The organism is Amphritea sp. (genome assembly GCF_050300915.1).
Lineage (GTDB): Bacteria > Pseudomonadota > Gammaproteobacteria > Pseudomonadales > Balneatricaceae > Amphritea.
This window is the reverse complement of record NZ_JBNKYN010000067.1, coordinates 1-24608: the sequence shown is the minus strand read 5'-3', so window position 1 is coordinate 24608 and position 24608 is coordinate 1. Positions and strand designations below refer to the sequence as shown.

18 protein-coding genes are annotated in these 24608 nt (G+C 49.7%); 10 read left to right on the top strand and 8 right to left on the bottom strand.

Features of this window, described 5'->3' with window-relative positions; all coding sequences use genetic code 11:
* Positions 1–189: 189 nt before the first annotated feature.
* From ACQY8X_RS15825 to ACQY8X_RS15815, 3 genes are all read right to left on the bottom strand, one after another.
* Complete coding sequence (locus ACQY8X_RS15825; RefSeq protein WP_428036113.1) at positions 190–1578, bottom strand: MBL fold metallo-hydrolase RNA specificity domain-containing protein; 1389 nt, start codon at positions 1576–1578, stop codon at positions 190–192.
* A gap of 581 nt (positions 1579–2159) precedes the next feature.
* Positions 2160–3167 carry an NAD-dependent epimerase gene (locus tag ACQY8X_RS15820; protein WP_428036112.1) on the bottom strand — a complete coding sequence of 336 codons (1008 nt, stop codon included), beginning with the start codon at positions 3165–3167 and terminating at the stop codon, positions 2160–2162.
* Positions 3168–3339: 172 nt separating this feature from the next.
* Positions 3340–4677: a UDP-glucose dehydrogenase family protein gene (locus ACQY8X_RS15815; RefSeq protein WP_428036111.1), complete on the bottom strand. Its 1338-nt coding sequence runs from the start codon at positions 4675–4677 to the stop codon at positions 3340–3342.
* Positions 4678–4724: 47 nt separating this feature from the next.
* Between ACQY8X_RS15815 and ACQY8X_RS15810 the strand changes: the two genes are divergently transcribed.
* The gene (locus ACQY8X_RS15810; RefSeq protein ID WP_428036110.1) at positions 4725–5030 is read left to right on the top strand and encodes a hypothetical protein; all 306 of its coding nucleotides are present in this window, start codon (positions 4725–4727) and stop codon (positions 5028–5030) included.
* Positions 5031–5198: 168 nt separating this feature from the next.
* Here ACQY8X_RS15810 and aceF read toward each other — a convergent pair whose 3' ends face one another.
* The 3 genes from aceF to pdhR all read right to left on the bottom strand — a co-directional run bounded on the left by aceF (position 5199) and on the right by pdhR (position 10967).
* The gene (gene aceF, locus ACQY8X_RS15805; RefSeq protein WP_428036109.1) at positions 5199–7163 is read right to left on the bottom strand and encodes a pyruvate dehydrogenase complex dihydrolipoyllysine-residue acetyltransferase; all 1965 of its coding nucleotides are present in this window, start codon (positions 7161–7163) and stop codon (positions 5199–5201) included.
* A gap of 33 nt (positions 7164–7196) precedes the next feature.
* A complete protein-coding gene (aceE, locus tag ACQY8X_RS15800; protein WP_428036108.1) occupies positions 7197–9908 on the bottom strand; it encodes a pyruvate dehydrogenase (acetyl-transferring), homodimeric type in 2712 nt (903 codons plus the stop codon).
* A gap of 294 nt (positions 9909–10202) precedes the next feature.
* On the bottom strand, positions 10203–10967 hold the full coding sequence (gene pdhR / locus ACQY8X_RS15795) for a pyruvate dehydrogenase complex transcriptional repressor PdhR (RefSeq protein WP_428036107.1): 765 nt from the start codon (positions 10965–10967) through the stop codon (positions 10203–10205).
* A gap of 392 nt (positions 10968–11359) precedes the next feature.
* On the opposite strand from pdhR, the gene ACQY8X_RS15790 reads away from it, so the two are divergent.
* The 9 genes from ACQY8X_RS15790 (at position 11360) to mnmH (ending at position 22228) form a co-directional block, all read left to right on the top strand.
* Entirely contained in the window at positions 11360–12433 is a 1074-nt protein-coding gene (locus ACQY8X_RS15790; RefSeq protein WP_428036106.1) for a TRAP transporter substrate-binding protein, read from the top strand.
* A 201-nt stretch (positions 12434–12634) separates the two neighbouring features.
* Positions 12635–13165 carry a TRAP transporter small permease subunit gene (locus ACQY8X_RS15785; RefSeq protein ID WP_428036105.1) on the top strand — a complete coding sequence of 177 codons (531 nt, stop codon included), beginning with the start codon at positions 12635–12637 and terminating at the stop codon, positions 13163–13165.
* Positions 13165–14550, top strand: coding sequence for a TRAP transporter large permease (locus ACQY8X_RS15780; RefSeq protein WP_428036104.1), 1386 nt, complete (start codon positions 13165–13167; stop codon positions 14548–14550). The genes ACQY8X_RS15785 and ACQY8X_RS15780 overlap by 1 nt, the downstream gene beginning before the upstream one ends.
* A gap of 131 nt (positions 14551–14681) precedes the next feature.
* A complete protein-coding gene (locus ACQY8X_RS15775; protein ID WP_428036103.1) occupies positions 14682–17561 on the top strand; it encodes an FAD-binding and (Fe-S)-binding domain-containing protein in 2880 nt (959 codons plus the stop codon).
* 19 nt (positions 17562–17580) lie between these two features.
* Entirely contained in the window at positions 17581–18069 is a 489-nt protein-coding gene (locus tag ACQY8X_RS15770) for a universal stress protein (protein WP_428036102.1), read from the top strand.
* 150 nt (positions 18070–18219) lie between these two features.
* Positions 18220–19605 (top strand): sodium:solute symporter family transporter, encoded by a 1386-nt coding sequence (locus ACQY8X_RS15765; protein WP_428036101.1) that lies wholly within the window; start codon positions 18220–18222, stop codon positions 19603–19605.
* A complete protein-coding gene (locus ACQY8X_RS15760; RefSeq protein WP_428036100.1) occupies positions 19602–20450 on the top strand; it encodes a metallophosphoesterase family protein in 849 nt (282 codons plus the stop codon). The genes ACQY8X_RS15765 and ACQY8X_RS15760 overlap by 4 nt, the downstream gene beginning before the upstream one ends.
* Positions 20451–20497: 47 nt before the next feature.
* Positions 20498–21118 (top strand): DUF2238 domain-containing protein, encoded by a 621-nt coding sequence (locus ACQY8X_RS15755; RefSeq protein ID WP_428036099.1) that lies wholly within the window; start codon positions 20498–20500, stop codon positions 21116–21118.
* A 12-nt stretch (positions 21119–21130) separates the two neighbouring features.
* On the top strand, positions 21131–22228 hold the full coding sequence (gene mnmH / locus ACQY8X_RS15750) for a tRNA 2-selenouridine(34) synthase MnmH (RefSeq protein ID WP_428036098.1): 1098 nt from the start codon (positions 21131–21133) through the stop codon (positions 22226–22228).
* A gap of 301 nt (positions 22229–22529) precedes the next feature.
* Here mnmH and ACQY8X_RS15745 read toward each other — a convergent pair whose 3' ends face one another.
* Both ACQY8X_RS15745 and ACQY8X_RS15740 read right to left on the bottom strand, forming a co-directional pair.
* Positions 22530–23477, bottom strand: coding sequence for a porin (locus tag ACQY8X_RS15745; RefSeq protein ID WP_428036097.1), 948 nt, complete (start codon positions 23475–23477; stop codon positions 22530–22532).
* A 101-nt stretch (positions 23478–23578) separates the two neighbouring features.
* Positions 23579–24265 (bottom strand): YccT family protein, encoded by a 687-nt coding sequence (locus tag ACQY8X_RS15740; RefSeq protein WP_428036096.1) that lies wholly within the window; start codon positions 24263–24265, stop codon positions 23579–23581.
* Between the last annotated feature and the right edge of the window lie 343 nt (positions 24266–24608).

Sequence of the window (24608 nt, the reverse complement as noted above, 5' to 3'; positions counted from 1 at the left end):
TTATTGAAAAGCGTTCACTCGCGACAATTACTCAGGAACAAGCGAGAGCTTTATTAGTGAGAAAAAACGCTTCGTCTTTCCTCGGTACCCTCAGCCCTCTGTGTTCTCTGTGGTGAGCAAGCTCTTATACCTTGAAAACTGTTTTCACCACAGAGGAAAACTACTCTGTGGTTAACCGCTTGTTGACTGCTATATTCCAGGCACAAGAATTTCTGACGCAGGAGAAACGCTTGCCAGCTCTTTCTTGAGTGACCGCTTAGCCTCTTCATCCCCATGCACTAAGCGAATCTCTTTTGGTTTATGACGCATTCTTTTAACGAAGTTAATCAGATTATGCTGATCGGCATGGGCGGAGTATCCACTGACGGTATGCACCCCAGCCCTGATATCTATGCGTTCATTGTCTAAGAAAACATAGCCTCCTCGCTCTCTGTATTTATCAGCACCGTATTGCTGGATATCACGCCCTGGCGTGCCATTCGCCTGATATCCCACAAAAACGACATCGGTTCTTGGATCAGCCAATAGTGCCTTGAGGTAGTTAACTATCCGGCCACCGGCACACATACCGCTGGCAGCAATGACAATGGCTGGCCGCCCGCTACTTTTGAGATAGTTCACCAGCTTCATATGCTGACGATGGGAGTCGACGGTAATCAGTTGATCAAAGGTAAGCGGGTGACGTCCATCGGCCTTACGTGCTTTTGCTTCAGCATCCCAGAGATCACACAGTTCCCGATAATGTTCGGTAAACTTTGCCGCCAGAGGTGAATCGACAATCACATCGATATCTTTCCATGTAGTGCCTTTCTGCCGGTGGATAATGTCTTCCAGTTCGTACAGCAGCTCCTGGGTTCTGCCTATGCTAAATGCCGGAATCAGCACCGTACCGGCATCTTTCAGGCAGTGCTGAATAACCTTTTGCAGCTGCTGTCGACGATTGCGTCTATTCTCATGGATTTTGTCTCCGTAGGTGCTTTCCAGAATCAGCCGGTCGGCCCGCCAGGGTGCTTTTGGAGCCGGAAGTAACGGCGCATAGGGCGCACCGAGATCGCCGGAGAACAGTATGATTTCCTTTTTCTTATCAAGACCGTATTCAAACTCGATATAGGCAGACCCGAGTATATGACCGGCAGGTTTATAGCGTACACGCAGGCCGTTTATTGAGTCGACCTGATACCATTGTTTGTAGTCCAGGGGTTGAATAAGTTTATTCAGCAGCTTAAGAAACTGACTGATCAGTTTTACATCTCGCGTGACCCCAATCTTCAAAGCATCTTCCAGTACCAATGGTAATAACCTGGCCGTCGCCTTGGATGCGTAGATCGGCCCGTTGAACCCCGCGGCAATCAGCGAAGGGATTCGCCCTACGTGATCGATATGACAGTGGGTGATAAACAGGGCTTTTACATCTGTTACAGGAAAGTCGAGCTTGAGATTATCGGATTCATTACCTGAACCCTCTGCGCCTTGAAACATGCCGCAATCGATCAGAACGCTGGTGTTGTTATCTAACACAAGCTCATGGCAAGAGCCGGTTACGCCTGTAGTTGCGCCGTGGTGCTTTATATCAATCATATGAACATCCTTGTTCTTTAGCTTGTCTTAGCTCTGATAGAGAATAAAACTATTTTTACCACAGAGGACACCGAGAACACAGAGGAAAAGCTATTAGTGAAAACGTTTCTCTCTGAACTTAGTATGCCCTTTGGGGACTTCATTCTTTACGGTAAGACACTCTTCAAAATCAGTAAACCACAGAGTACACAGAGAGAAGTGATCTATTTTAATCTCTTTATTGAAAAGCGTTCACTCGCGACAATTACTCAGGAACAAGCGAGAACATTATTAGTGACAAAAAGCGCTTCGTCTTTCCTCAGTGCCCTTAGCATGCCCTTTGGGTACGGTGTTCTCTGTGGTGAGCAAGCTCTTATACCTTGAAAACTGTTTTCAACACAGAGGAAAAGCTATTAGCAAAAGCGTTTTTCTCTGAACTTAGTATGCCCTTTGGGGACTTCAGCCTCTGCGGTAAGACACTCTCCAAAATCAGTTAACCACAGAGGACACCGAGAACACAGAGGAAAAGCTATTAGTGAAAACGTTTCTCTCTGAACTTAGCATGCCCTTTGGGTACTGTGTTCCCTGTGGTGAGCAAGATCTTAAGCGTTGTAATACGCTTTATACCATTCAACAAACTTCTGCATACCATCTTCAATGGTGGTGCTGGGTTTGAAGCCCACGGCAGCTTGCAAGCTATCTATATCAGCATAGGTTGCCGGAACATCACCGGGCTGCATCGGCAGGTATTCTTTTACTGCGACTTTACCCGCTGCAGATTCAATCGCTTCAATAAAGCGGCTGAGTTCAATCGGTTCGTTGTTGCCGATGTTGTACACCCGATAAGGCGCACTGCTGCTGTCCGGGCTGATTCTTGGGTTATTTTCATCCACCTGAGGAATCACATCCTGAATGCGGATAACACCTTCAACAATATCGTCGACATAGGTGAAGTCGCGCAGCATTTTCCCGTGGTTGAAGACCTTGATCGGACGGTCTTCCAGAATCGCACTGGTGAACAGAAACGGCGCCATATCCGGGCGGCCCCAGGGGCCATAGACGGTAAAGAAACGCAGGCCGGTGGTGGGAATGCCATAGAGATGTGAATAACTGTGCGCCATCAGTTCATTGGATTTTTTCGTCGCGGCATACAATGATACCGGATGGTCAACTCCATCCGCGGTGGAAAAAGGCATTTTAGTATTCATGCCGTACACAGATGAGGATGAAGCATAGACCAGGTGTTTTACATTGTTCTGACGGCAGCCTTCCAGAATCGTCATCATACCGGTCAGGTTGGAATCAACATAAGCAAACGGATTTTCCAGTGAATAACGCACCCCGGCCTGAGCGGCCAGATGGATAACCCGGTCAAAGCCACTCTCTGCAAACAGCTGAGCCATCCCTTCGCGGTCAGCCAGATCCAGTTTTCTGAAGCTGAACTCAGGATACTGCTCCAGCCGTTTCAGGCGGGCATCTTTTAGTGTCGGATCATAGTAATTATTCAGGTTATCCAGGCCGATCACTTTATGGCCTGCCTGACACAGCCGTTCTGATACAAAGTTGCCGATAAACCCTGCAGCACCAGTCACTAGATAAGTTAGTTGCATTATATAAACCTGGAAGTTGTTCGACTGTTGGAATTATCGCCCCTGGAAGGGGCTCCTACAAGGCATTTACCACAGAGGCCACCTAGAACACCGAGCAACTTAACAGGTACAAAGCTCCTCTCTGCCTACGCTGAGTCCCCGGTGGTAATAATCCATTTTCTCTCGACGAAGATTAAAGCTGGATAGAAAGCCCACGACCGATTGCATAGTAGCTGAAGCCACGATCTGCCATACGCTGTGGATCATACAGATTACGGCCATCGAAGATTACCGGTTCCGCCAGTTGTGTTTTGATCAGATTAAAATCCGGTGCCCGGAAGCTTTGCCACTCGGTACAGATAACCAGCATATCTGCGCCGTTCAGGGCGGCTTCCTTGGTGCCCATCAGGTTCAGATCGGGACGAGAACCGAAGATTCGCTGGGTTTCTTCCATCGCTTCAGGGTCATACGCCTGCACTTTAGCACCCGCGTCCCATAGTAACTGCATCAGCACCCGGCTGGACGCTTCACGCATATCATCAGTTTTCGGTTTGAAGGACAAGCCCCACAGCGCAACGGTTTTACCGGCGATATCACCATTAAAGTGACGGTTAATCAGTTCAAACAGTTTAGTTTTCTGTTTGGCATTTACCGCTTCTACCGCTTTCAGAATCTGTGAGTCATATCCGATCTGTTCAGAGGTTTTCACCAATGCCTGAACATCTTTCGGAAAGCATGAACCACCATAGCCACAGCCCGGATAGATAAAGTGGTAGCCGATCCGTTCATCGGAACCGATACCATTTCGAACATTCTCGATATCTGCCCCTACCCTTTCAGCGATGTTAGCCATCTCATTCATAAAGCTGATTTTGGTAGCCAGCATGCAGTTAGCTGCATATTTGGTCAGCTCGGCACTGCGGATATCCATAAAGATAATGCGGTCATGATTACGGTTAAAGGGCGCATACAGTTCGGTCATCACATCTTTGACGTGATCGCTGTCAGTACCGATAACAATACGGTCGGGGCGCATACAGTCGCTGACCGCAGCCCCCTCTTTGAGGAATTCAGGGTTAGACACCACGTGGTATTCAAGCCCGGCACCACGAGCCGCCAGAGTCTCTGCAATCGTTGCTTTGACCTTATCACCGGTGCCCACTGGCACCGTGGATTTATCAATAATAATACGTGGCCCGGTCATATAGGTGGCGATGGTTTTTGCTACCGCCTGAACATACTGAAGATCGGCTGAGCCGTCTTCATCCGGAGGCGTTCCGACCGCGATAAACTGAATCTCACCAAACTCAACAGCCTCTTTGGCATCAGTAGTAAAAATCAAACGTCCGGCTTCATAGTTTGACTGTACGATAGGCGTCAAACCGGGTTCGTAGATGGGAATGATGCCATTTTTCAGGTTTTCAACCTTCTGCGCATCGACATCAACACAGCAGACCTCATGACCAACCTCTGCCAGCACCGCCGCCTGAACCAGGCCTACATAACCTATACCAAAAACCGTTACTTTCATGCGCTATTTACCCTTTGCAGCCATTCCATTTAAGGCAAACTCTACCAATGAATATGCTGCATTTGCGAAATTTATCCCGATCAAGACGAGCGGTATTTTATGAAGGCGATATTACCATAGGATTGCCAGAGAGCCGAGCCAGTGTTCATGGAGTAAATGCTTCGCCTAAGCAAGCTCAGGAAGAGCACAGCGCTATTTTTAGCACAAAGGAGACCGAGGAACATAGAGAAAGGCTTTTGCTAAGAAAGTTTTACCGCGGCTACAGGAAAAACGGTGGTCGAAACAATCATCTGATTGAAAGCAGAGGCAGGAAAAACAAGATCAAAAAAAAGCCCCTGCTCAATAATGAGTAGGGGCCCGAGTCATGGGTACAAGAATAACCATGGAAAAAAGAAGAAAAGTTGATGCGACAGCCTGCACGCTGTCGCATCCGATTCGGTGTTTAACCACCGAACCACCGGTAGTCGGCGGGGGATAACCGCTGAGCTACCGGAATTCAGGTAATCACTGAAGCTTCAGGATTACATCACCATGCGACGGACATCGCTCAGCAGCTGGTTGAGGTAGGTCAGGAAGCGACCCGCATCACTGCCGTTGATAGCACGGTGATCGTAAGACAGGCACAGTGGCAGCATCTTACGGGGTTCAAACTCCTTACCGTTCCAGCGCGGTTCGATATCCGCTTTAGAGACACCCAGAATCGCCACTTCAGGGGCATTAACGATTGGCGTAAAGCCAGTACCGCCGATACCACCCAGGCTTGAGATGGTAAAGCAAGCGCCCTGCATCTCTGTTGGCTTGAGCTTACGATCTTTCGCCTTACCGGCCAGTTCTGTCGCTTCCAGTGACAGCTCGTAGATACTCTTCTTGTCTGCGTCCTTAATTACCGGAACCATCAGACCGTTAGGCGTATCTACTGCCATACCGATATTGACATACTTTTTGTAGACGATGTGTTCACCATCGGCATGCAACGAAGCATTGAATTTCGGATGCGCTTTGAGAGCAATCGCAATTGCTTTGAGCATGAACGGCAGCGGCGTCAGTTTAACGCCATTGCGCGCCGCTTCATCCTTCATTTCGGCACGGAACGCTTCCAGATCGGTAATATCCGCTTTATCAAACTGTGTAACGTGCGGAATGTTCAGCCAGCAGCGGGACATATTAGCCGCGGTCAGCTTATGGATCTTGGACATCTTCTCCATCTCGATCTCACCGAACTGGCTGAAATCGACTTCAGGAATGGCCGGGATACCTGAACCACCAGTCACAGCGGCGGCGGCAGGCTTCTCAGCCAGTTGCTTCAGCGCGCCTTTGACGTAAGCCTGAACATCCTCTTTGAGGATACGGCCACGTGGACCGGTACCCGTCACCAGAGACAGATCAACACCATACTCACGCGCCGTTGCACGGACTGCCGGGCCAGCATGAACGGATTTGTTCTTCTTCTCCAGCGCTTCACGATCAACCGTGGCGCTTGCCACTGGTGCAGGGGCCGCTGCTTTCGCCGGAGCCGCTGCGGGTGCAGGCGCGGCCGCCGGAGCAGATGCAACAGGTGCTGCTGCAGGCGCCGATCCACCAGCGACCTCCAGTTGCATCAGCAACTGACCTTCGTTGACCTGATCACCCTCTTTGATCTTCATGGATTTAACCACGCCAGCTTTTGGCGCCGGTACTTCCATAGAGGCTTTATCCGTTTCCAGAACGATCAGGGAGTCACCTTCCGCAACGGTGTCGCCGTCCTTAACCAGCACTTCAACCACATCAACGTCGGTGGCGCCGCTCAGATCAGGGATCAGTACGTCTTCCACACCGCCCGCTGTTGGAGCAGGTGCAGCAGCAACAGGAGCCGGAGCTTCTGCTGCGGCAACCGGTGCAGATGCCGCGACAGGCGCTGCAACAGCGACGCCACCAGCAACCTGAATATCACACAGATGATCACCTTCGTTGGTGGTGTCGCCCTCTTTGATCTTCATCGATACGATGACACCAGACATCGGCGCCGGAACTTCCATTGAGGCCTTGTCGGTTTCCAGCACGATCAGGGAATCACCTTCCGCAACGGTGTCGCCATCCTTCACCAGGACTTCAACCACATCAACGTCGGTGGCACCACTCAGATCAGGCACCAGAACTTTCTCAACCGCACTCGCGGCTGCTGGCGCTACTGCAGGTGCTGCTGCCGCAGGTGCCGGTGTAGGCTCGGCGGCAGGCGCGGCAGCAACCGGGGCCACCTCTTCAACCACCAGGCCGGTCTCCAGCACCACGATGGCCTGGCCTTCGTTACAGGTACCGTCCGCTTCAACCAGAATCTCTTTCACTGTACCCGCGTGGGTAGATGGCACCTCCATCGATGCCTTATCGGTTTCCAGGACGATCAGGGAATCGCCCTCAACCACTGTGTCACCAACCGCTACACAGATCTCAACAATATCTACGTCTGCGTAACCACCAATATCAGGAACCGTAATGTTTACAGTACTCACGTCATTATCCTCTCTTAAAAGTTCAGCTTCGGGTTACACAGTCCATGGGGCTGGTTTTTCCGGGTTAATGCCAAACTTCTGCATCGCTTTGGCTACAACAGTACGTTCAACCTTGCCCTCTTCTGCCAACGCAGTCAGTGCGGCAACCGTGACGTAATAACGGTTCACTTCGAAGAACTCACGCAGCTTGGCACGGGTGTCTGAACGACCAAAGCCGTCGGTACCCAATACTTTATAGGTGCGCGGGATGTATTCACGCAGCTGATCAGCATAGATACGCATGTAGTCGGTCGATGCGATCACTGGCCCCTGACGGTCTTGCAGACACTCTTGCAGGTAAGAGACGCGTGCCTCTTCTTCAGGGTGCAGCATATTCCAGCGAGCGACACTCTGAGCATCACGACGCAGTTCGTTGATAGAGGTGGTGCTCCAGATGTCCGATTCAACACCGAACTCATCCCGCAGAATATCCGCCGCTGCAATCACTTCACGCAGGATAGTACCGCAACCCATCAGCTGTACTTTCTTATCGGAGTCTTTACCTTCCTGCAGAACGTACATCCCTTTAACGATGCCTTCCTCAGCACCCACCGGCATGGCTGGGTGAGCGTAGTTCTCGTTCATGGTGGTGATGTAGTAGAACTTATTCTCTTTGTCCTGGAACATCCGCTTCAGGCCATCCTGGACGATAACCGTCAGCTCGTAACCAAAGGTAGGATCGTAAGAGACACAGTTTGGAATCATCTGCGCCATCAGGTGAGAGTGACCATCCTGGTGCTGCAAACCTTCACCATTCAGTGTGGTACGACCTGAGGTAGCACCGATCAGGAAGCCACGGGCCTGCATATCACCGGCAGCCCAGGCCAGATCCATGATCCGCTGGAAGCCGAACATAGAGTAGTAGATGTAGAACGGCACCATGGTGCAGTTGTTGTTGCTGTAAGAGGTCGCACACGCCATCCAGGCAGACATCGCACCGGCTTCGTTAATACCCTCTTCGAGAATCTGACCGGTCTTGGACTCTTTGTAGAACATGATCTGATCAGAATCGTGCGGTACATAGCGCTGTCCTGCTGAGGTATAGATACCCAGCTGACGGAACATACCTTCCATACCAAAGGTACGGGCTTCATCCGGCACGATCGGCACAACCCGCTCGCCCATATTCTTATCTTTCACCAGTGTGCTCATCACCCGGTTAAGCACCATCTGGGTGGACATTTCGCGCTTACCGCTATCTTTCAACTGCGCCGCGAAGGTATCCAGTGGTGGAATTTCCAGGGCATCGAAATCGCTGCGACGGGTAGGGTAAACACCGCCCAGTTTATTACGCCGCTCCATCATGTACTTCATCTCTGCAGAATCAGGCGATGGACGGTAGTATGGAACCTCTTTCAGCTGATCATCGGTCAGCGGAATATTGTGGTGGTCACGGAAATCTTTCAGATCATCCATCGCCACTTTCTTCATGGAATGGGTGTCGTTCTTCGCCTGACCTGATTTACCAGTACCGTAACCTTTAACGGTTTGCGCCAGAATAACGGTTGGCTGCCCCTTATGGTTCATCGCCGCATGATAGGCTGCGTATACCTTATAGGGATCGTGGCCGCCGCGGTTGAGGTTCATGATGTCATCGTCTGACAGATCCTTAACCATCTCCAGCAGCTCTGGGTATTTACCGAAGAAGTGCTCACGGGTGTAGGCACCACCGTTCGCTTTATAGTTCTGCAGCTCGCCGTCACAGACTTCGTCCATACGCTTCTGCAGCAAACCTTTTTCATCATTTTCAAACAGTGGATCCCAGTGACGGCCCCACAGACATTTAATAACGTTCCAGCCAGCCCCGCGGAATACGCCTTCCAGCTCCTGAACAATTTTACCGTTACCCCGTACAGGTCCATCCAGACGCTGCAGGTTACAGTTAACCACAAACACCAGGTTTTCCAGCTGTTCGCGGCCTGCCAGGGAGATCGCACCCAGAGATTCCGGTTCATCACACTCACCGTCACCCAGGAATGCCCACACTTTACGCTCGCCACGATTGATCAGAGAGCGTGCAGACAGGTAGCGCATAACGTGCGCCTGATAGATCGCCTGAATAGGGCCAAGACCCATTGATACGGTTGGGAACTGCCAGAAATCCGGCATCAGCCATGGATGTGGATAAGATGACAAACCAACGCCATCCACTTCACGACGGAAGTTATCCATCTGCTCTTCGGTCAGACGGCCTTCCAGATAGGCACGAGAATAGATCCCAGGAGAGATATGCCCCTGGAAGAACACCAGATCACCTTCGCGATCGCCTTCAGAGCCGTGGAAGAAATAGTTAAAACCGATATCATAAAGTGTTGCAGAGGAGGAGAAGCTGGAGATATGACCGCCAAGGCCGTCAGAGTTATCATTGGCGCGCATGACCATCGCCATCGCGTTCCAGCGGATAAAGGAACGGATACGACGTTCCATAAACAGATCGCCCGGCATGCGGACTTCATCTTTCGAGGTAATGGTATTGCGGTATGGGGTCGTCAGCGTAGTACCTGCATTAACGCCCATCTCTGAAGCTTTTTCACCCAGCTTCTTCAGCAGGTAGTGAGCGCGTTCTCCGCCTTCATTCTTCGCTACAGATTCAAGCGCTTCAATCCACTCACTGGTTTCAATTGGATCAATATCGTCGATAAATTCTTGCACTTTGCCTTTCTCCACTATTCTTGTCTTGCACTCAAAACCAGGTATCCCAATCATCCCGGCGTCAGGTAAACTCTGTTAAGAATAGAAGTTATCAGTAAAAAAGCAGGCAAAAAAACAGCTAAATCAGCTGAACCCGATGATATTGTGGATTTTTATTACTTTGCCCCGCTCACCAACACTTCTGTGAATGTCTTAATGAGTCTGTGAACAGGTTTCATGCTGCACTGCAGCAAGCCTGCCATTTTTTGTTATCGTTTTTATTATGTAGTAATACTACAAAAAAACAATTTTAATGTCTACATGTGCTACAAAAATAGCCAATGCTGTAGTTTTTATACAGAACACTAATTACAACGGTGTTACATCCGCCCGGCGCAGCGCTCTTTTAAGCCGGGTATTCTCTTTTCCCTGTTCCAACAGGGCATCTTCTACATAGGCAAGATGATCATGAGCTGCTTTGCGGGCCTTCTCCGGCTCCCCGACAAGAATGGCTTCCATTAACACTGAATGCTGTTCATGTATTTTGCTGCGAATATCGGTTTTAGGATAGATATCCTGGAGGTTTTCCCAGATATGCTGACGCAGCAAACTGAACAGGGCACGCATCATATGCAGCAACACCATATTGTGAGTTGCTTCAGCGATGGCAAGGTGAAAGTCCACATCTGCGTACACCTCTTTATCAAACTCTTTGCGATCATGAAACCCCTGCAAAGCGTCATATCGGGCACGGATGTGCTCTTTATCTGCCGGGGTGCTGCGCAGGGCTGCGTAATATGCAGACACCCCTTCCAGCGCATGGCGAAACTCCAGCAGATCATACTGCGCTTCGGGGTGGGTTTTGAATAGTTCTAACAGGGGGTCAGAGAACGCCCGGCCCAGCTCTTCTGAGATATAGGTTCCACCGCCCTGGCGACTCACCAGCACCCCTTTTGCCGCCAATTTCTGTATCGCCTCTCTTAATGAAGGACGCGACACTTCAAACTGTTTTGCCAGCTCCCGCTCCGGAGGCAATTTCTGTCCTGGCTTCAGTGTCCCTTCCAAAACCATCTCTTCCAGCTGCCCCATGATTACATCCGAAATTTTCGGCTGCTTGACTCGCTGATACGCCATCTGACCATCTCCGTCAGCCACTGATGTTAATCAAAACTGACTCTTTAATTATTAATTTTAAGGACGCTTATGCACGCGGCCTGAGCCAACAGATAAAGCACCGCCGCCCCCACAGGCGTTTAAACGTTGCCAGAACTACCATTTGAAAACTGGTCTGACCATACTGTTTGTTATTGATTTATATAAAAAATAGCGCTTTTTACAAAAAAGAAGCTAAGTTTATTACTTACAAAAGCATTGACAAGACCCGGCTCTAAATTCTAAGGTAGCGACTAATTGCATGGTAAATTGGTATTACCAATTATTCAAGAACAAATTTTCAAGGCTTCCGAATGGCCTGTTCTGAATCCGGCAACTAAAGATAAAAACAACAAACATCGTGAGGGAAGATCATGAATACATTCGCAAAGACCCTGGTCTCTGCCGCTGTTATCGCTACAGCTATGACGGCAACAACGGCAACAGTTCAGGCCGCTGATAAAGTCCTTCTGAAGACACCTATCGCCTTCGGTTCTCACCTGCCCGCTCTGGGAACACCCATTAAGTGGGTTTCTGAACAACTGCCGCTGATGAGCGATGGTTCGATCAAGATGAAGATCTACGAGCCTGGTAAACTGGTGGGTGCTAAAGAGATTCTGGGGGCGGTTTCCTCCGGTAAAGTTAACTCAGGTTACGCCACTGCAGGTTACTGGCAGGGCAAAATTCCTGCAGCCGCCCTGTTCTCAGCTGTACCTTTCGGACCTGAAGCTGGCGAATATATGGCCTGGCTCTATTACGGTAACGGCCTGAAACTGTATCAGGAGATGTATGATTCCAACGGTTACAACGTACACGTTATCCCGTGCGCGATTATCTCTCCGGAAACCTCTGGCTGGTTTAAAAAAGAGATCAACACCCCTGAAGATCTGAAAGGCCTGAACATGCGTTTCTTCGGCCTCGGCGCTTCCGTTATGGAAAAACTGGGTGTATCCACCTCCCAGCTGCCCGGTGGTGAGATCTTTGGCGCGCTGGAGAAAGGCGCGATTGATGCAACCGAATTCTCTCAGCCAGCGATTGACCAGCGTCTGGGATTACACAAAATTGCTAAGTACAACTACTTTCCTGGCTGGCATCAGCAAGCGACTATCTTCGAACTCCTGATCAATGGCGACACCTGGAAAGGTATGAGCCCGGGTCAGCAGGCGATTGTCGATAACACCTGTAAAGCATCCGTAACTAACGCTATCGCCGAAGGTGAAGCGATGCAGTTTGATGTAATGGCTAAAGCGAAGGAAAACGGCGTCAACATCCGTTACTGGAATGACACCATGCTGAAGACCTTTGAAGAGAAATGGAACGAAGTGGTTGCTGAGAAAACCGCTGAGGACCCATTCTTCAAGAAAGTATGGGATGACCTGAGCACCTTCCGTAAAGGCTATGACCTTTGGGAAGCCAACGCCTTCCTGCCACGTGCGAAAAACAACTGAGTATCAACCCGAAACGCAGGGGCAGATCCGCTCCTGCGTTCAGTCTGTTGACTTTGTCTGAAGGTTAACCGGAGAACTCTCTGTAAAGCAGCGATATCGGCACCGCTGTTTTACAGAGCTTTGTCTGAAACCTGATCATACATTGACGTTACCAACGTTAACCCACATACATACAATAAAAACTGGTAAAGGTGCATTATCGTGAACGAGCCTAACAGCCTGCCCCCTGTCCCCCTGGCGGACAGCATTGACCGGGCAATCCAGAAAATCGGCCACCTGATCGCCTGGGTCTATGTACTTCTGGTGCTGGTCATTATTACTCAGGTGATTCTGCGAAAAGGATTTTCCAGCGGCCTGATTGTTTTAGAAGAGCTGGAATGGCACCTGTATGCACTCGGGGTGATGTTTGGCCTGTCATACGCCCAGACCACTAATTCGCATATCCGGGTCGATCTGTTCTATTCATCCTTCAGATCAAAAACCAAATATAGTATTGAGATATTAGGCATCCTGCTGTTAGTACTGCCTTTTATCTCGGTTATTTTTATCCACAGTCTGGATTTTGTTGCCGACTCCTATCGTATCGACGAACACTCAGAATCCCCTTCGGGCCTGCCCTATCGCTGGCTGATGAAAAGCGCGATACCGGCCAGCATGTTGCTGTTAGGTGTTGCGGTGCTATCACGCCTGTATCGCGACACGGTTTTACTGTTTAAGGGGGATAATGCGTAATGGAAATTAATGAGATTCTTGTTGTTGCGATGTTCCTGTCGTTCATCGTACTGCTGTTTACCGGGATACCTGTCGCCTGGGTTCTGGGGGGCGTGGGTGTTGCTTTTGCGCTGATTGGTTATCTCGCGGATACCTATTTCGATACGATCACCGGTCTGGATTTTCTGACCCTGGGCCTGGTGGTTAACCGCCTGTGGAAGATCATGGACAACTGGATTCTGGTTGCCCTGCCGATGTTTATCTTTATGGGCATTATGCTGGATAAATCGGGGGTAGCAGAACGACTGATGAACTCGATGCAGGAGCTGTTCGGCCGGGTTCGCGGTGGCCTTGCGATTACGGTGACCGCCATCGGTATTATTCTGGCCGCGTCGACCGGTATTATCGGGGCTTCAGTGGTATTGCTGGCGGTAATGTCGCTGCCTTCAATGACCAAACAGGGTTACTCAATGCCATTGGCACTGGGCACCATCGCCAGTGCCGGTACGCTGGGGATTCTGATCCCCCCCAGTATTATGCTGGTTATCATGGCCGATCAGCTGGGACTCTCCGTTGGCGATCTGTTTATGGGTGCAGTATTCCCCGGCCTGATGCTGGGCGCGATGTATATCATCTATATCCTGATTGTCGGCAAGCTCAAGCCTGAAGCCGCACCGATCCCTCCGGATACCAAACCGGTCACCTTCCAGACCGTTGTCTCTGTGCTGAAAGCGGTATTGCCTACTCTGCTGCTGATCTTTGTTGTACTGGGTTCTATTTTTGGTGGTTTCGCTACGCCGACCGAAGCTTCAGGTGTCGGGGCATTTGGTGCAACGATGCTGGCAGTGTACAACCGTAGGTTTAACTTCCGGGTGCTTAAAGAGGTGATGCAGGGCACCTACAACACCACCGCTTATATTTTCGCTATATTTATCGGTGCCACCTGTTTTGCGCTGGTGCTGCGGGAACTGGGCGGTGATGAGCTGATTGAGTCTTTCCTGACCGGTCTGCCATTTGGCCCGTACGGTATTATCTTCTTTATTCTTGGGGTCATCTTCCTGCTGGGATTCTTCCTTGACTGGATTGAGATCACGCTGATCATTCTGCCACTGCTGGCACCGGTAATCTCGGCACTGGGACTGGATATAGATGGTTATGGTGTGGTGGATAATCCGGAACTGGTGTGGTTTGTGATGCTGGTCGCGATGGCTCTGCAGACCTCATTCCTGACACCGCCGGTAGGCTTTGCCCTGTTCTATCTCAAGGGGGTATGCCCGCCAAGTGTTAAGCTGAGCGATATTTATCTGGGTGTTATTCCCTTTATCCTGCTGCAACTTGTGGGGCTGCTGATTCTGGTGTTTATGCCTCAGCTGGTGCTGTGGTTGCCAGCAGCGGCTTACGGCTAAGCCACTAGTATCGTTGTCAGAAGGAGCCTTGCTCCTTCTACTGTTCCATTTCACCCGGTCGTCAGGCCACAAGATAAACGGGCAGTCCCTGAACCAGCCGAATCAGACACTGCCCAATGCGAGGCATTTCAATGAAGCAGGAATATCAACAATTCAAGCAACTATTGCAGGAATTTCTGCCCGCTACGCAGATTATTGCCGATCCGCTTCGCACCCTTGCATACGGGACTGATGCCAGTTTCTATCGGCTGATTCCACAGCTGGTCGTGCGCCCCGAATCTGAACAGGCTGTTGCCCGCATTGTTAAGCTGGCCTATAGCCATAAAATTCCGGTAACCTTCCGGGCAGCAGGAACCAGCCTGTCGGGTCAGGCGATTACCGATTCGGTGCTGATTCAACTGAAAGATGGCTGGAAAGGTTACACCATCAATGACGATGCCAGCCGCATTACACTGCAACCCGGTGTGATTGGCGCCCATGCAAACAAATATCTGGCACCGTTTAATAAGAAAATCGGCCCGGACCCTGCCTCTATTAACACGGCAATGATTGGCGGAATTGCAGCTAATAATGCCAGCGGCATGTGCTGCGGAACGGCACAAAACAGCTATCGCACGCTGCACAGTATGAAGCTGATTCTGGCCGATGGCACCACGGTTGATACCGGAGACAGCGATTCTGTCGCAGCCTTTCAAGAAAGCCACAGTAGCCTGCTGACCGCACTGGGAGCCCTGGCCGCGCAGACCCGAAGTAATGATGCGTTACGGCAGCGGATTGAACACAAATACCGACTGAAAAACACCACCGGTTATGCTCTGAATGCGCTGATTGATTATCAGGATCCGATAGAGATCATGCAGCACCTGATGATCGGTTCTGAAGGCACCCTGGGGTTTATCAGCAACATCACCTACAACACTGTGGATGAGCATGCGGATAAAGCGTCTGCACTGATCTTTTTCCCTACGGTGCATATCACCTGTGAGGCGGTGGCGATACTGAAAAAGACGCCGGTATCCGCCGTTGAAATGATGGACAGGGCCGGTCTGCGATCAATCGAGAATAAGCCTGGCATGCCCGGTTTTATTAAATCGCTTCCCAATGATGCCGCCGCACTGCTGGTTGAAACCCGGGCTGGATGTAAAAGCCACCTGGCTGAGCAGGTTGAACAGATCAAAACCTCCATCAATTCGCTGGAGACTATCCACCCGGTCGAGTTTACCACCGACCCGCTGGAGTACTCTAAGTACTGGGCGATCCGTAAGGGCCTGTTCCCCGCAGTCGGGGCAGTGCGGCAAACCGGTACCACCGTCATTATTGAAGATGTCGCTTTCCCGGTGGAGCAGCTGGCCGAAGCGGTTCACGATCTGCATCAGATCTTCGATAAGTGGCACTATGATGAAGCCTTAATCTTCGGCCATGCGCTGGAGGGCAACCTGCACTTTGTCTTTACCCAGTCATTTGATGACCAGACTGAGACAGATCGCTATGAAGGTCTGATGGATGATGTCGCCAACCTGGTTGTCGATAAATATGATGGCTCACTCAAAGCGGAACATGGAACCGGGCGGAACATGGCCCCTTATGTGGAGAAGGAGTGGGGGTCTGCAGCCTATGCGCTGATGTGGGAGATTAAAGAGCTGTTTGACCCGCATAATATTCTCAACCCCGGCGTGCTGTTGAACCGTAATACCCATGTACATCTGGAAAACCTCAAACCGCTTCCCGCGGCTGACCCACTAATCGATAAATGTATCGAGTGCGGCTTCTGCGAGCCTACCTGCCCTTCACGGGACCTCACTCTGACACCCCGTCAACGGATTGTGATCTGGCGCGAAATTGCCCGGCTTGAGGCCAGCAATGAAGACCCACAACGTCTGACAGAGTTACGCAAAGAGTACCTTTATCAGGGGATAGATACCTGCGCCGCCTGCGGGTTATGCTCCACCACCTGTCCGGTAGAGATTAACACCGGTGATCTGACCCGTTTATTGCGCAGTCAGAACAATGCAAGCCATACGAAACTGGCGCAGTGGCTGGCAGAGCACTACGGCGGCGTGATGACTGCCAGCAAAATAGCTTTTAAAGGGGCTGATCTGGCCCACGGACTGATCGGCACCAAAGCGATGAGTGCGATCTGTGACACCACCCGCAAACTGTCAGGAGGACGGGTGCAGCAGTGGACTGCATCCATGCCAACGGCAGCACCAAAAATCAATACTCACCGCCCGGTGACCGATCCGGATGCACCAAAAGTTGTCTATCTGCCCAGCTGCGCCAGCCGCGCGATGGGGCCTGCCCGGGGAGATGAAGAGCAAACATCACTAGCGGAAAAAACTGAGCAGCTATTGCGCAAAGCGGGATATCAGGTGATCTACCCGGATAATCTGGAGCAGCTCTGCTGTGGCATGCCTTTTCAATCCAAAGGGATGTTTGACGCCGCGGCCTATAAAGCCGCTGAAACTGAAGCGATGTTACTCAAGGCTACCAATGGCGGTGAATATCCTGTACTTTCTGATACCAGCCCTTGCAGCTTAAGACTAAAGGATAATACAGATCAACGTATTCAACTTTTTGATACGGTAGAGTTTATCCATGATTTTTTGCTCGACCGGCTGGAGATTACACCGGTTGAGGAAACCGTCGCGCTGCATATAACCTGCAGCACCACGCGAATGGGGATGACTGAAAAGCTGAAAAAGATTGTTGCCGCCTGTGTAACCAATCTGGTTATTCCGGAGCAGATAACCTGTTGTGGATTTGCCGGTGATAAGGGATTCTCTACACCAGAACTGAATGAGTCTGCACTGCGCACGCTCAAACAGGACGTAGAGGGGTGTACGAGCGGATATTCGACCAGCCGCACCTGTGAAATTGGACTGTCACACCATAGCGGTATAGATTACAAATCGATCATCTATCTGCTGGATCGTGTCTGCCAGCCAAAAGCAGACACAACGAATGCAACACCAGAAAACAGACTGATTCAGCACAGCTCTGCTGATCAGTAACTTATTGAGGATATTGAGCATGCCACTTCCTGAAATTAAGACCATTTTATACACCACCTCTTTGGGCAAACACACCCGCCCGGTTTTCAGACAGGCGGTGAACCTTGCTCAAACCATGAAGGCACACATTATTATGCTGCATGTTATTGAGCCGATTGGAGAGCTGGGACATGCACTGATTCAAAACTATCTGCCTGAAGATATTGTCAAGAAGATGCACGATGAGGGTATCGACCAGGTTATGCAACAGATGAAAACCCGGGTTGAGAAGTTCTGCGAAGAGGAACTGGGGTCTCTGGAGAAGATCGTTGATCTGGATATCGAGCACCTGATCGTTGAGGGTAACTACACTGACTCCATCCTGAAAGTCGCTGCTAAGCGAGACGTGGATATGATCGTGATGGGTTCTGAAAACACCTTTGGTCATCACAGCCAGACAACACGTCAGGTGATTAAAGGGGCTAAAGTGCCGGTGGTTGCCGTGCCGACTGGTAAAAAATTCGTCTGAACATCATCTGAATCTAAGCCTGTCTGATGACAGGCTTTTTTTTGTCTATTAATCAGCGTCCGGTAAAAAACGGATAACTTTTTCATTCTGATTTCAGCTTATCCGGGCATAATAGAAACATAGTTCTTTGCACAGATATCAGGACAGCAAATGGAAACATCCCTTATCATTGCGGTTGCTGCAGTCGCTATAGTTTCAGTGTTTCTCAGCCCTAAAGCTAACAGCAACAGCACTTTTTTTAATGGCCTCTCGCCTGCAGGAAAGCCCCCAGGCCTGCTGATGCTGACATTTTCACAGGTAACGACCTGGATTTTTGCCCGGTCCCTGCTGAATGCAGCCATTTTGGGCTTCTACTACGGTATCTGGGGGACCCTGGCTTATGCAGCCTATTACCTCTCATTTCTGACCGGCGCAAAGATTATCGACTCCGTCCGCTTTCAACACGGCTTTAACAGTATCCAGGCATTCCTCACCGACCGCTTTGGCAGCTGGGGCACCCGCTGTTATAACTTTGTTATCGGCGTGCGCCTGATCAGCGAAGTGTTTGCCAACATACTGGTTATCGGTATCCTCTTCGGCGTCGCTGGCAGTACCTCTTACACGACTGCCGTCGCGCTGTTTGCAGTGGTCACCCTGATCTATTCGATGCTGGGTGGGCTGCATGCATCCCTGCGCACCGATCTGTTTCAGATGATGCTGTTTCTTATTTTACTGGGCGCGCTGACTATTTTAGTTGTCGCAAGCGGACAGCTCAGCACCGCTACACTGCTGTTTAAAAGTTTCACTATCACTGACCCCGGCCCGGTGTTGATACTGGTGGCACTGCTGCAGATCTGGAGTTATCCAATGCATGACCCGGTGATGATGGACCGGGGCTTTCTGGCGGACAGAGAGACCACCCGTAAAAGCTTCTACCATGCCGCCTGGATCAGTTTTGTCTGTATCACACTGTTCGGCTGCTTCGGTATTATCGCCGGCGCCCATGCAGTCAGCGGCGAAGCGATGAATGATGCGCTGATGCGTCTGCTCGGAGAAGGCCCGATGCTGCTATTCAATATCACCCTGGTCATCTCCGCAATGTCGACGCTCGATAGCACCCTGTCCAGCGCATCCAAGCTGGTTGCCGTGGATATGAACTGGATAGCACCCTCGGTGGCTAACGGGCGGATCACGATGGCGGTGTTTGTCTTACTGGGTTTACTGCTGGTGTTCTCAGGCAATAAAGATCTGTTCAGCGCGGTAGCCGTCAGCGGCACAGCGTCGATGTACCTTGCCCCGGTCATCTTCTTCTCTCTGTGGGGTAAGCGCACTGATATCCCACTATGGAGCTACCTCAGCTGCTTTGTAGTAGCACTAACAGGCGCAGCTCTGTACTTTACCGAGTCCTCTGGTTATACCCAGTTGCTCGGAGAAAGCCATAAATATACCAAGCTGTTGTTTATCTCCCTCAGTGTTCTGGTTGGCGGCTGCCTGCTGTTCTGGGCAGGCATGCTAAGCCAGAAACAGCAACCAACACTGACAGAAACAACCGTATGAACCCATTCAGCCCCGATGAGTTAAGCCCGCTGCTAATCTTTGGCGGGCCGTATAGCAACCTCCAGGCCACCCAGGCAATCAGACAGGTAGCAGACAATCTGGGCATCCAGCCGGGCAACGTACTCTGTAGCGGTGACCTGGTTGCCTACTGTGCCGAGCCAGATGAGACCGTTGCGCTGATCCGTGACTGGGGAATCACGGTGATTGCCGGAAACTGCGAAGAGTCTGTTGGTAATGGCGCTGAAGACTGTGGCTGTGGCTTTAGTCAGGGCAGTACCTGTGACCTGCTGTCGGCACAGTGGTATAACTTCACCCTCCCCCGGGTCAGCGAAACAAATAAGCGGTGGATGAATCAGTTACCCAAACAGATCCGCTTCAGCTATGGCCAATATACCTTTACAGCGATACATGGGGGGATTCACAGCAATAATCAGTTTATCTTTGCCTCAGTTTCTGCCGGGGAAAAAGCACAACAACTGACACAATCTGGAAGCGATATCATTCTCGCAGGACACTGTGGCATCCCCTTTGGTCAGAAGCTCGACAACGGTTATTGGTTAAATGCCGGCGTTATCGGCATGCCCGCCAATGATGGCACAGCTGACACCTGGTACATGTTGATCACCATAGTAGAGCAGCAACTTGTCTGCAGCTGGCACAGGCTAACCTATAACCATAGCACTGCTGCCAGACGGATGGTCTCATCCGGCCTGAACAACGGCTATATGCAGGCTCTGTCAACCGGCCTTTGGCCCAGTCTTGATGTATTACCAGAGAGTGAAAAGGCATTATCGGGGCAGCCAATTGCTTTACCAACAATAACAATCTGCAGCACAGATCGGTGACACAAGCAGCGCTATTTTAGGCCTGCTAAATAATTTATACTGCGCTGATGCGAATACTCTGGATTATCACATTTAGCGCCGCGTTACTCTGGTCGGCAATAAACCCCAAGGATCAGTTCACTTGGTTTCTTGAGGTTGTTCCGGCACTGGTGGGCGTTGTGGTATTAGCGATGACCCGAAAGAAATATCCACTGACACCAATACTCTATGTGCTGATTCTTATCCACAGCATCATACTGATGGTAGGCGGTCATTATACCTATGCTGAAGTCCCTCTATTTGATCAGATTTCAGAACTATTTGGCTGGCAGCGCAACAATTACGATAAAGTAGGCCATCTGGCGCAGGGGTTTATTCCCGCGGTGATCGCCAGAGAGCTGATGATTAGGGCACATGCAGTGAATGGACGCCGCTGGCTTAACCTGTTTACAATTAGCTTCTGCCTGGCATTTAGCGCACTCTATGAACTGATTGAGTGGTGGGTGGCCGAGCTGACCGGTGATTCTGCTGAAGCTTTTCTGGGCACACAGGGATACGTCTGGGATACCCAATCCGATATGTTGCTCGCCCTGATCGGCGCCTGCTTAGCCGTCCTGTTCCTTAGCCGCTGGCATGACCGGCAGTTACGACAGTTGAACCTGCATATTCACATTCCCTCAGATAAATAACATAAGAACCCTATGCGCGAAGATACCAATAATTACCGTAAGCTATTTCTGAATGATACCCCTATGGTTGATCTTCGGGCACCGGTTGAGTTTAGTCAGGGAGCCTTCCCCACGGCGATAAGCCTTCCACTTATGAGCGATGATGAACGGGCACAGGTGGGCACCTGCTATAAACAGCATGGCCAGGAAGCGGCAATAAAATTAGGTCACCAGTTAGTCAGTGGTCAGATCAAAGAGCAAAGAATGGAGCGCTGGCTGGCGTTCTGCCGCAATAATCCCGAAGGTTATATCTACTGCTTCCGGGGTGGTCTGCGCTCACGTACCACTCAGCAATGGCTTAAAGATGCAGGAGTTGACTACCCTCTGGTATTGGGCGGCTACAAAGCATTGCGAAATGCCCTGCTAACCGTTCTGAGCGAAGTATCTGAGAGTCTGCCTTTTCATATCGTCGGCGGCAAAACCGGATCAGCAAAGACGCTGATGGTAAATACGCTGGCGAATGCCATTGATCTCGAAGGTGCAGCACATCATCGCGGCTCCAGCTTTGGCAGTTTTGTGAATCCGCAAAGCACCCAGATCAACTTCGAAAATATCACCGCTATCCAGATGCTGAAAAAACAACATGCAGGCTTTCAGCAACTGGTGTTTGAAGATGAAGGGCGACATATCGGCAGTGTTGACCTGCCAGCCCCGCTCTACCAAAAAATGCTGGCAGCCCCAGTCGCAGTCATTGAAGACCCATTTGATATCCGGCTACAGCGATTACTAAAAGAATATGTCATCGACATGGTCGCGGATTACACCCGCGTTCATGGCGAGGAACAGGGTCATCTACTCTGCGAAGAGTATCTGCTATCCGGACTGGATAAAATCCGCAGACGGCTGGGCAATGAACGCTGGCAGATCCTGCGGGAAACGATGGAAAAAGCGATTAAGCTACATCAGGCAGGCGCAGGATATGACGCCCATCTGAACTGGCTGACACCGCTGCTGCAGTGGTATTACGACCCGATGTATGAATATCAGTTAAGCCTGAAAGCTGACCGGATTGTTTACCGGGGTAACTGGCAGGAGTGCCATGACTACCTGAAAGAAAAATCAGTTGGCTAAGCGCTGGTGTTCGATCGCTTCGCTTGTCCGTCTAGTCAGAGATCAGGTTACACCACAGAGGACACAGAGAGCACAGAGGAAAATAAAAGCTCTTCTCAGTGAGCTCTGTGCCCTTAGTATGCCCCTTGGGTGCTGCGGTAAAATTTACCCTCTACTCATCCCTGCCTCAGACAAACACAGACTTCCATGCACGGTTTTTTTAACAAAAAAGGCCGGTTCGAAAACCGGCCTGTAAATGAGTTATTCAAAGCTCGAAGGGGTGACCTGAGAATAAACGCTGTTTTTCGGCAAAAGCTCAGGATCAGAACTTAAGACGCATACCTGCCAGGTAACCCATCTTAACGTCATCTTCATCGGTATCAGCAATCTCGGCAAATACAGATACATTCTTCTGAGTTGGGAACTTGTAAACAACGTTTACGTACCACTCAGACACATCGTCCTTGCCATCTTCTTCAACCTTAGTCAGACCCAAACCGAGGTCAGTTGTCGCTGCAACCGGGATAATAGTGATAACGTTATACTGACTGGCTTCGACACTACCGTCATCAGACTTACTATAATCCACGCCGAACTCAGCAAAGCCTGCATCGTACATAGCGCTTACACCCCAGACATCAATATCAGGGCTAGTGGCTGTTTTCTTGTCATTGAAGGTCTGGTATGCAGCCGCCAGCTCAACACCTGCGACAGAGGTAGACATGAAAATATCATACCCTTTGCCATCCGCACTTTTCTCGCTGTCTGCTTCAAGCTCAGTAGACAGAATTACTGTAAAATTTTCCATGTTCAGATCAACACGAACCACATCGTTACCATCAGTAGCGGTAGCGTCAAAACGGTCTTCTTTAAGATCATCTTCAAGCTGTTCATCAACACCGAAACTATCTACAGCAAAGTTTTGCTGACCGACAGACACAGATACGTTACCAAACTGCATGCCAACATATGCCTCTTCCAGTTGGCTGCTCTTCTCTTTATCCTTACCGTTTGCTGCATTTTTATAACCAAAATCCAGCTGACCAAAGGCCTTCATGTCGTTACCCAGATCATAGATAACTGAGTTTTTCAGTTCCAGATCATCAAAGTCGACATTCAGGTTCTGATCTTTACCCACGTCTTTACGCAGTTGAATCTGAAAGTCACCTTTCAGTTTATAAGTGAGTCCCTTACCTTCGTAAATAGTCGCAGCGCTTGCAGAACCAGCAGTCGTCGCGGCAATAGCAGCGGCCAGGATAAGCTTTTTCATTTCTTTCTCCAGTTAAGAAAAGACAAAAGTGAGTTAAGTAAAATTATTAAAAAGGCGATCCCTGCCACCTCATCGACATAAGGTAAAGATCCAAAATTAAATTATTTATTACTGATCCAGACTTTAAACCGCTCTCGGGTTTCAGCATCAGCTTTCAAATACCAGTATTGAAGAAGTTTTTCAGGAAGATTTACAGAATCAGCATTATCAGCAGATCCATTTGATAATGAGCTGATGTTGACACCCGAGACGACACTATTTATTGGTAATGTAACGGGAGGGCGGTTAATCGGTGCAAAGCTATTAATCGAAAGTGCATCACCAGACTGGTTAAAACGTTGAAGCTCAGATGCATAATCACGGCTAAGTTGAAACCCCTCCTTAATAAGAGGCTTAGATTGATAACTGATGCTACTACCAGAGCCGTCAGCCAGTTTCCACTGCTGAGATTTATCAAACTCATTAAAGTCTGAGATCCGTGTAATCTCTGGAGCAGAAAGGACAAGACGACTGTCTTCGGCTTTAAAAACAATGATATGAGGATTAGTTGTTTCTATTTCTAAATCGCCAGATGACTCTATTTCTGCCGAGTAGTTAACCAGAATCTGGTTAATACCGTTGGGCAGTGTTGCAGATATATTATTTCCAATGAGAGAGTCACTTTCTACTTCAACACCATTCACGGCGATGATAGAGATCCCACTACCTGCCGATAATTCAACCTCTGCCATAACGGTTGTAGAAGCCAGAATAAAAACTGGAAAAAATATATTTAAACTAAATCGCATTACTACTGCCTTATATTTTTAAGCAAAAATTCATTGGCAGCGATAATAGTGAGCAACTATTACATTAAAGTTACCTAACCGTTAAAATACTCTTATGAAAAATTAATAATCAAAAAACATATTAATTAAGTAATTAACATTAAAGATTAATTATATTTTCATTAACAAATAGACTAAATAATATAGAAAAATAAAAATATAAAAAAAGGGGCGATCATTGATCACCCCTTTTTATACTGACTTTATTTACATCTTACCTATAAGAGCAGTCGCTAGACCGCTGCTTCGCAGCTTGCTAGACGTGGCTACGCCACTTGTTAGAACGGAGCCTTCGGCTCCTGCT

Bases quoted from the DNA above. Each gene is read 5' to 3' on its own strand.
- ACQY8X_RS15765 (WP_428036101.1), top strand. From the start codon at position 18,220: ATGGAAACATCCCTTATCATTGCGGTTGCTGCAGTCGCTATAGTTTCA.
- ACQY8X_RS15815 (WP_428036111.1), bottom strand. From the start codon at position 4,677: ATGAAAGTAACGGTTTTTGGTATAGGTTATGTAGGCCTGGTTCAGGCG.
- ACQY8X_RS15775 (WP_428036103.1), top strand. From the start codon at position 14,682: ATGAAGCAGGAATATCAACAATTCAAGCAACTATTGCAGGAATTTCTG.
- ACQY8X_RS15755 (WP_428036099.1), top strand. From the start codon at position 20,498: ATGCGAATACTCTGGATTATCACATTTAGCGCCGCGTTACTCTGGTCG.
- ACQY8X_RS15770 (WP_428036102.1), top strand. From the start codon at position 17,581: ATGCCACTTCCTGAAATTAAGACCATTTTATACACCACCTCTTTGGGC.
- ACQY8X_RS15780 (WP_428036104.1), top strand. From the start codon at position 13,165: ATGGAAATTAATGAGATTCTTGTTGTTGCGATGTTCCTGTCGTTCATC.
- ACQY8X_RS15790 (WP_428036106.1), top strand. From the start codon at position 11,360: ATGAATACATTCGCAAAGACCCTGGTCTCTGCCGCTGTTATCGCTACA.
- ACQY8X_RS15825 (WP_428036113.1), bottom strand. From the start codon at position 1,578: ATGATTGATATAAAGCACCACGGCGCAACTACAGGCGTAACCGGCTCT.
- mnmH (WP_428036098.1), top strand. From the start codon at position 21,131: ATGCGCGAAGATACCAATAATTACCGTAAGCTATTTCTGAATGATACC.
- ACQY8X_RS15745 (WP_428036097.1), bottom strand. From the start codon at position 23,477: ATGAAAAAGCTTATCCTGGCCGCTGCTATTGCCGCGACGACTGCTGGT.
- ACQY8X_RS15820 (WP_428036112.1), bottom strand. From the start codon at position 3,167: ATGCAACTAACTTATCTAGTGACTGGTGCTGCAGGGTTTATCGGCAAC.
- pdhR (WP_428036107.1), bottom strand. From the start codon at position 10,967: ATGGCGTATCAGCGAGTCAAGCAGCCGAAAATTTCGGATGTAATCATG.
- aceE (WP_428036108.1), bottom strand. From the start codon at position 9,908: ATGATTGGGATACCTGGTTTTGAGTGCAAGACAAGAATAGTGGAGAAA.
- ACQY8X_RS15740 (WP_428036096.1), bottom strand. From the start codon at position 24,265: ATGCGATTTAGTTTAAATATATTTTTTCCAGTTTTTATTCTGGCTTCT.
- ACQY8X_RS15810 (WP_428036110.1), top strand. From the start codon at position 4,725: ATGAATATGCTGCATTTGCGAAATTTATCCCGATCAAGACGAGCGGTA.
- ACQY8X_RS15760 (WP_428036100.1), top strand. From the start codon at position 19,602: ATGAACCCATTCAGCCCCGATGAGTTAAGCCCGCTGCTAATCTTTGGC.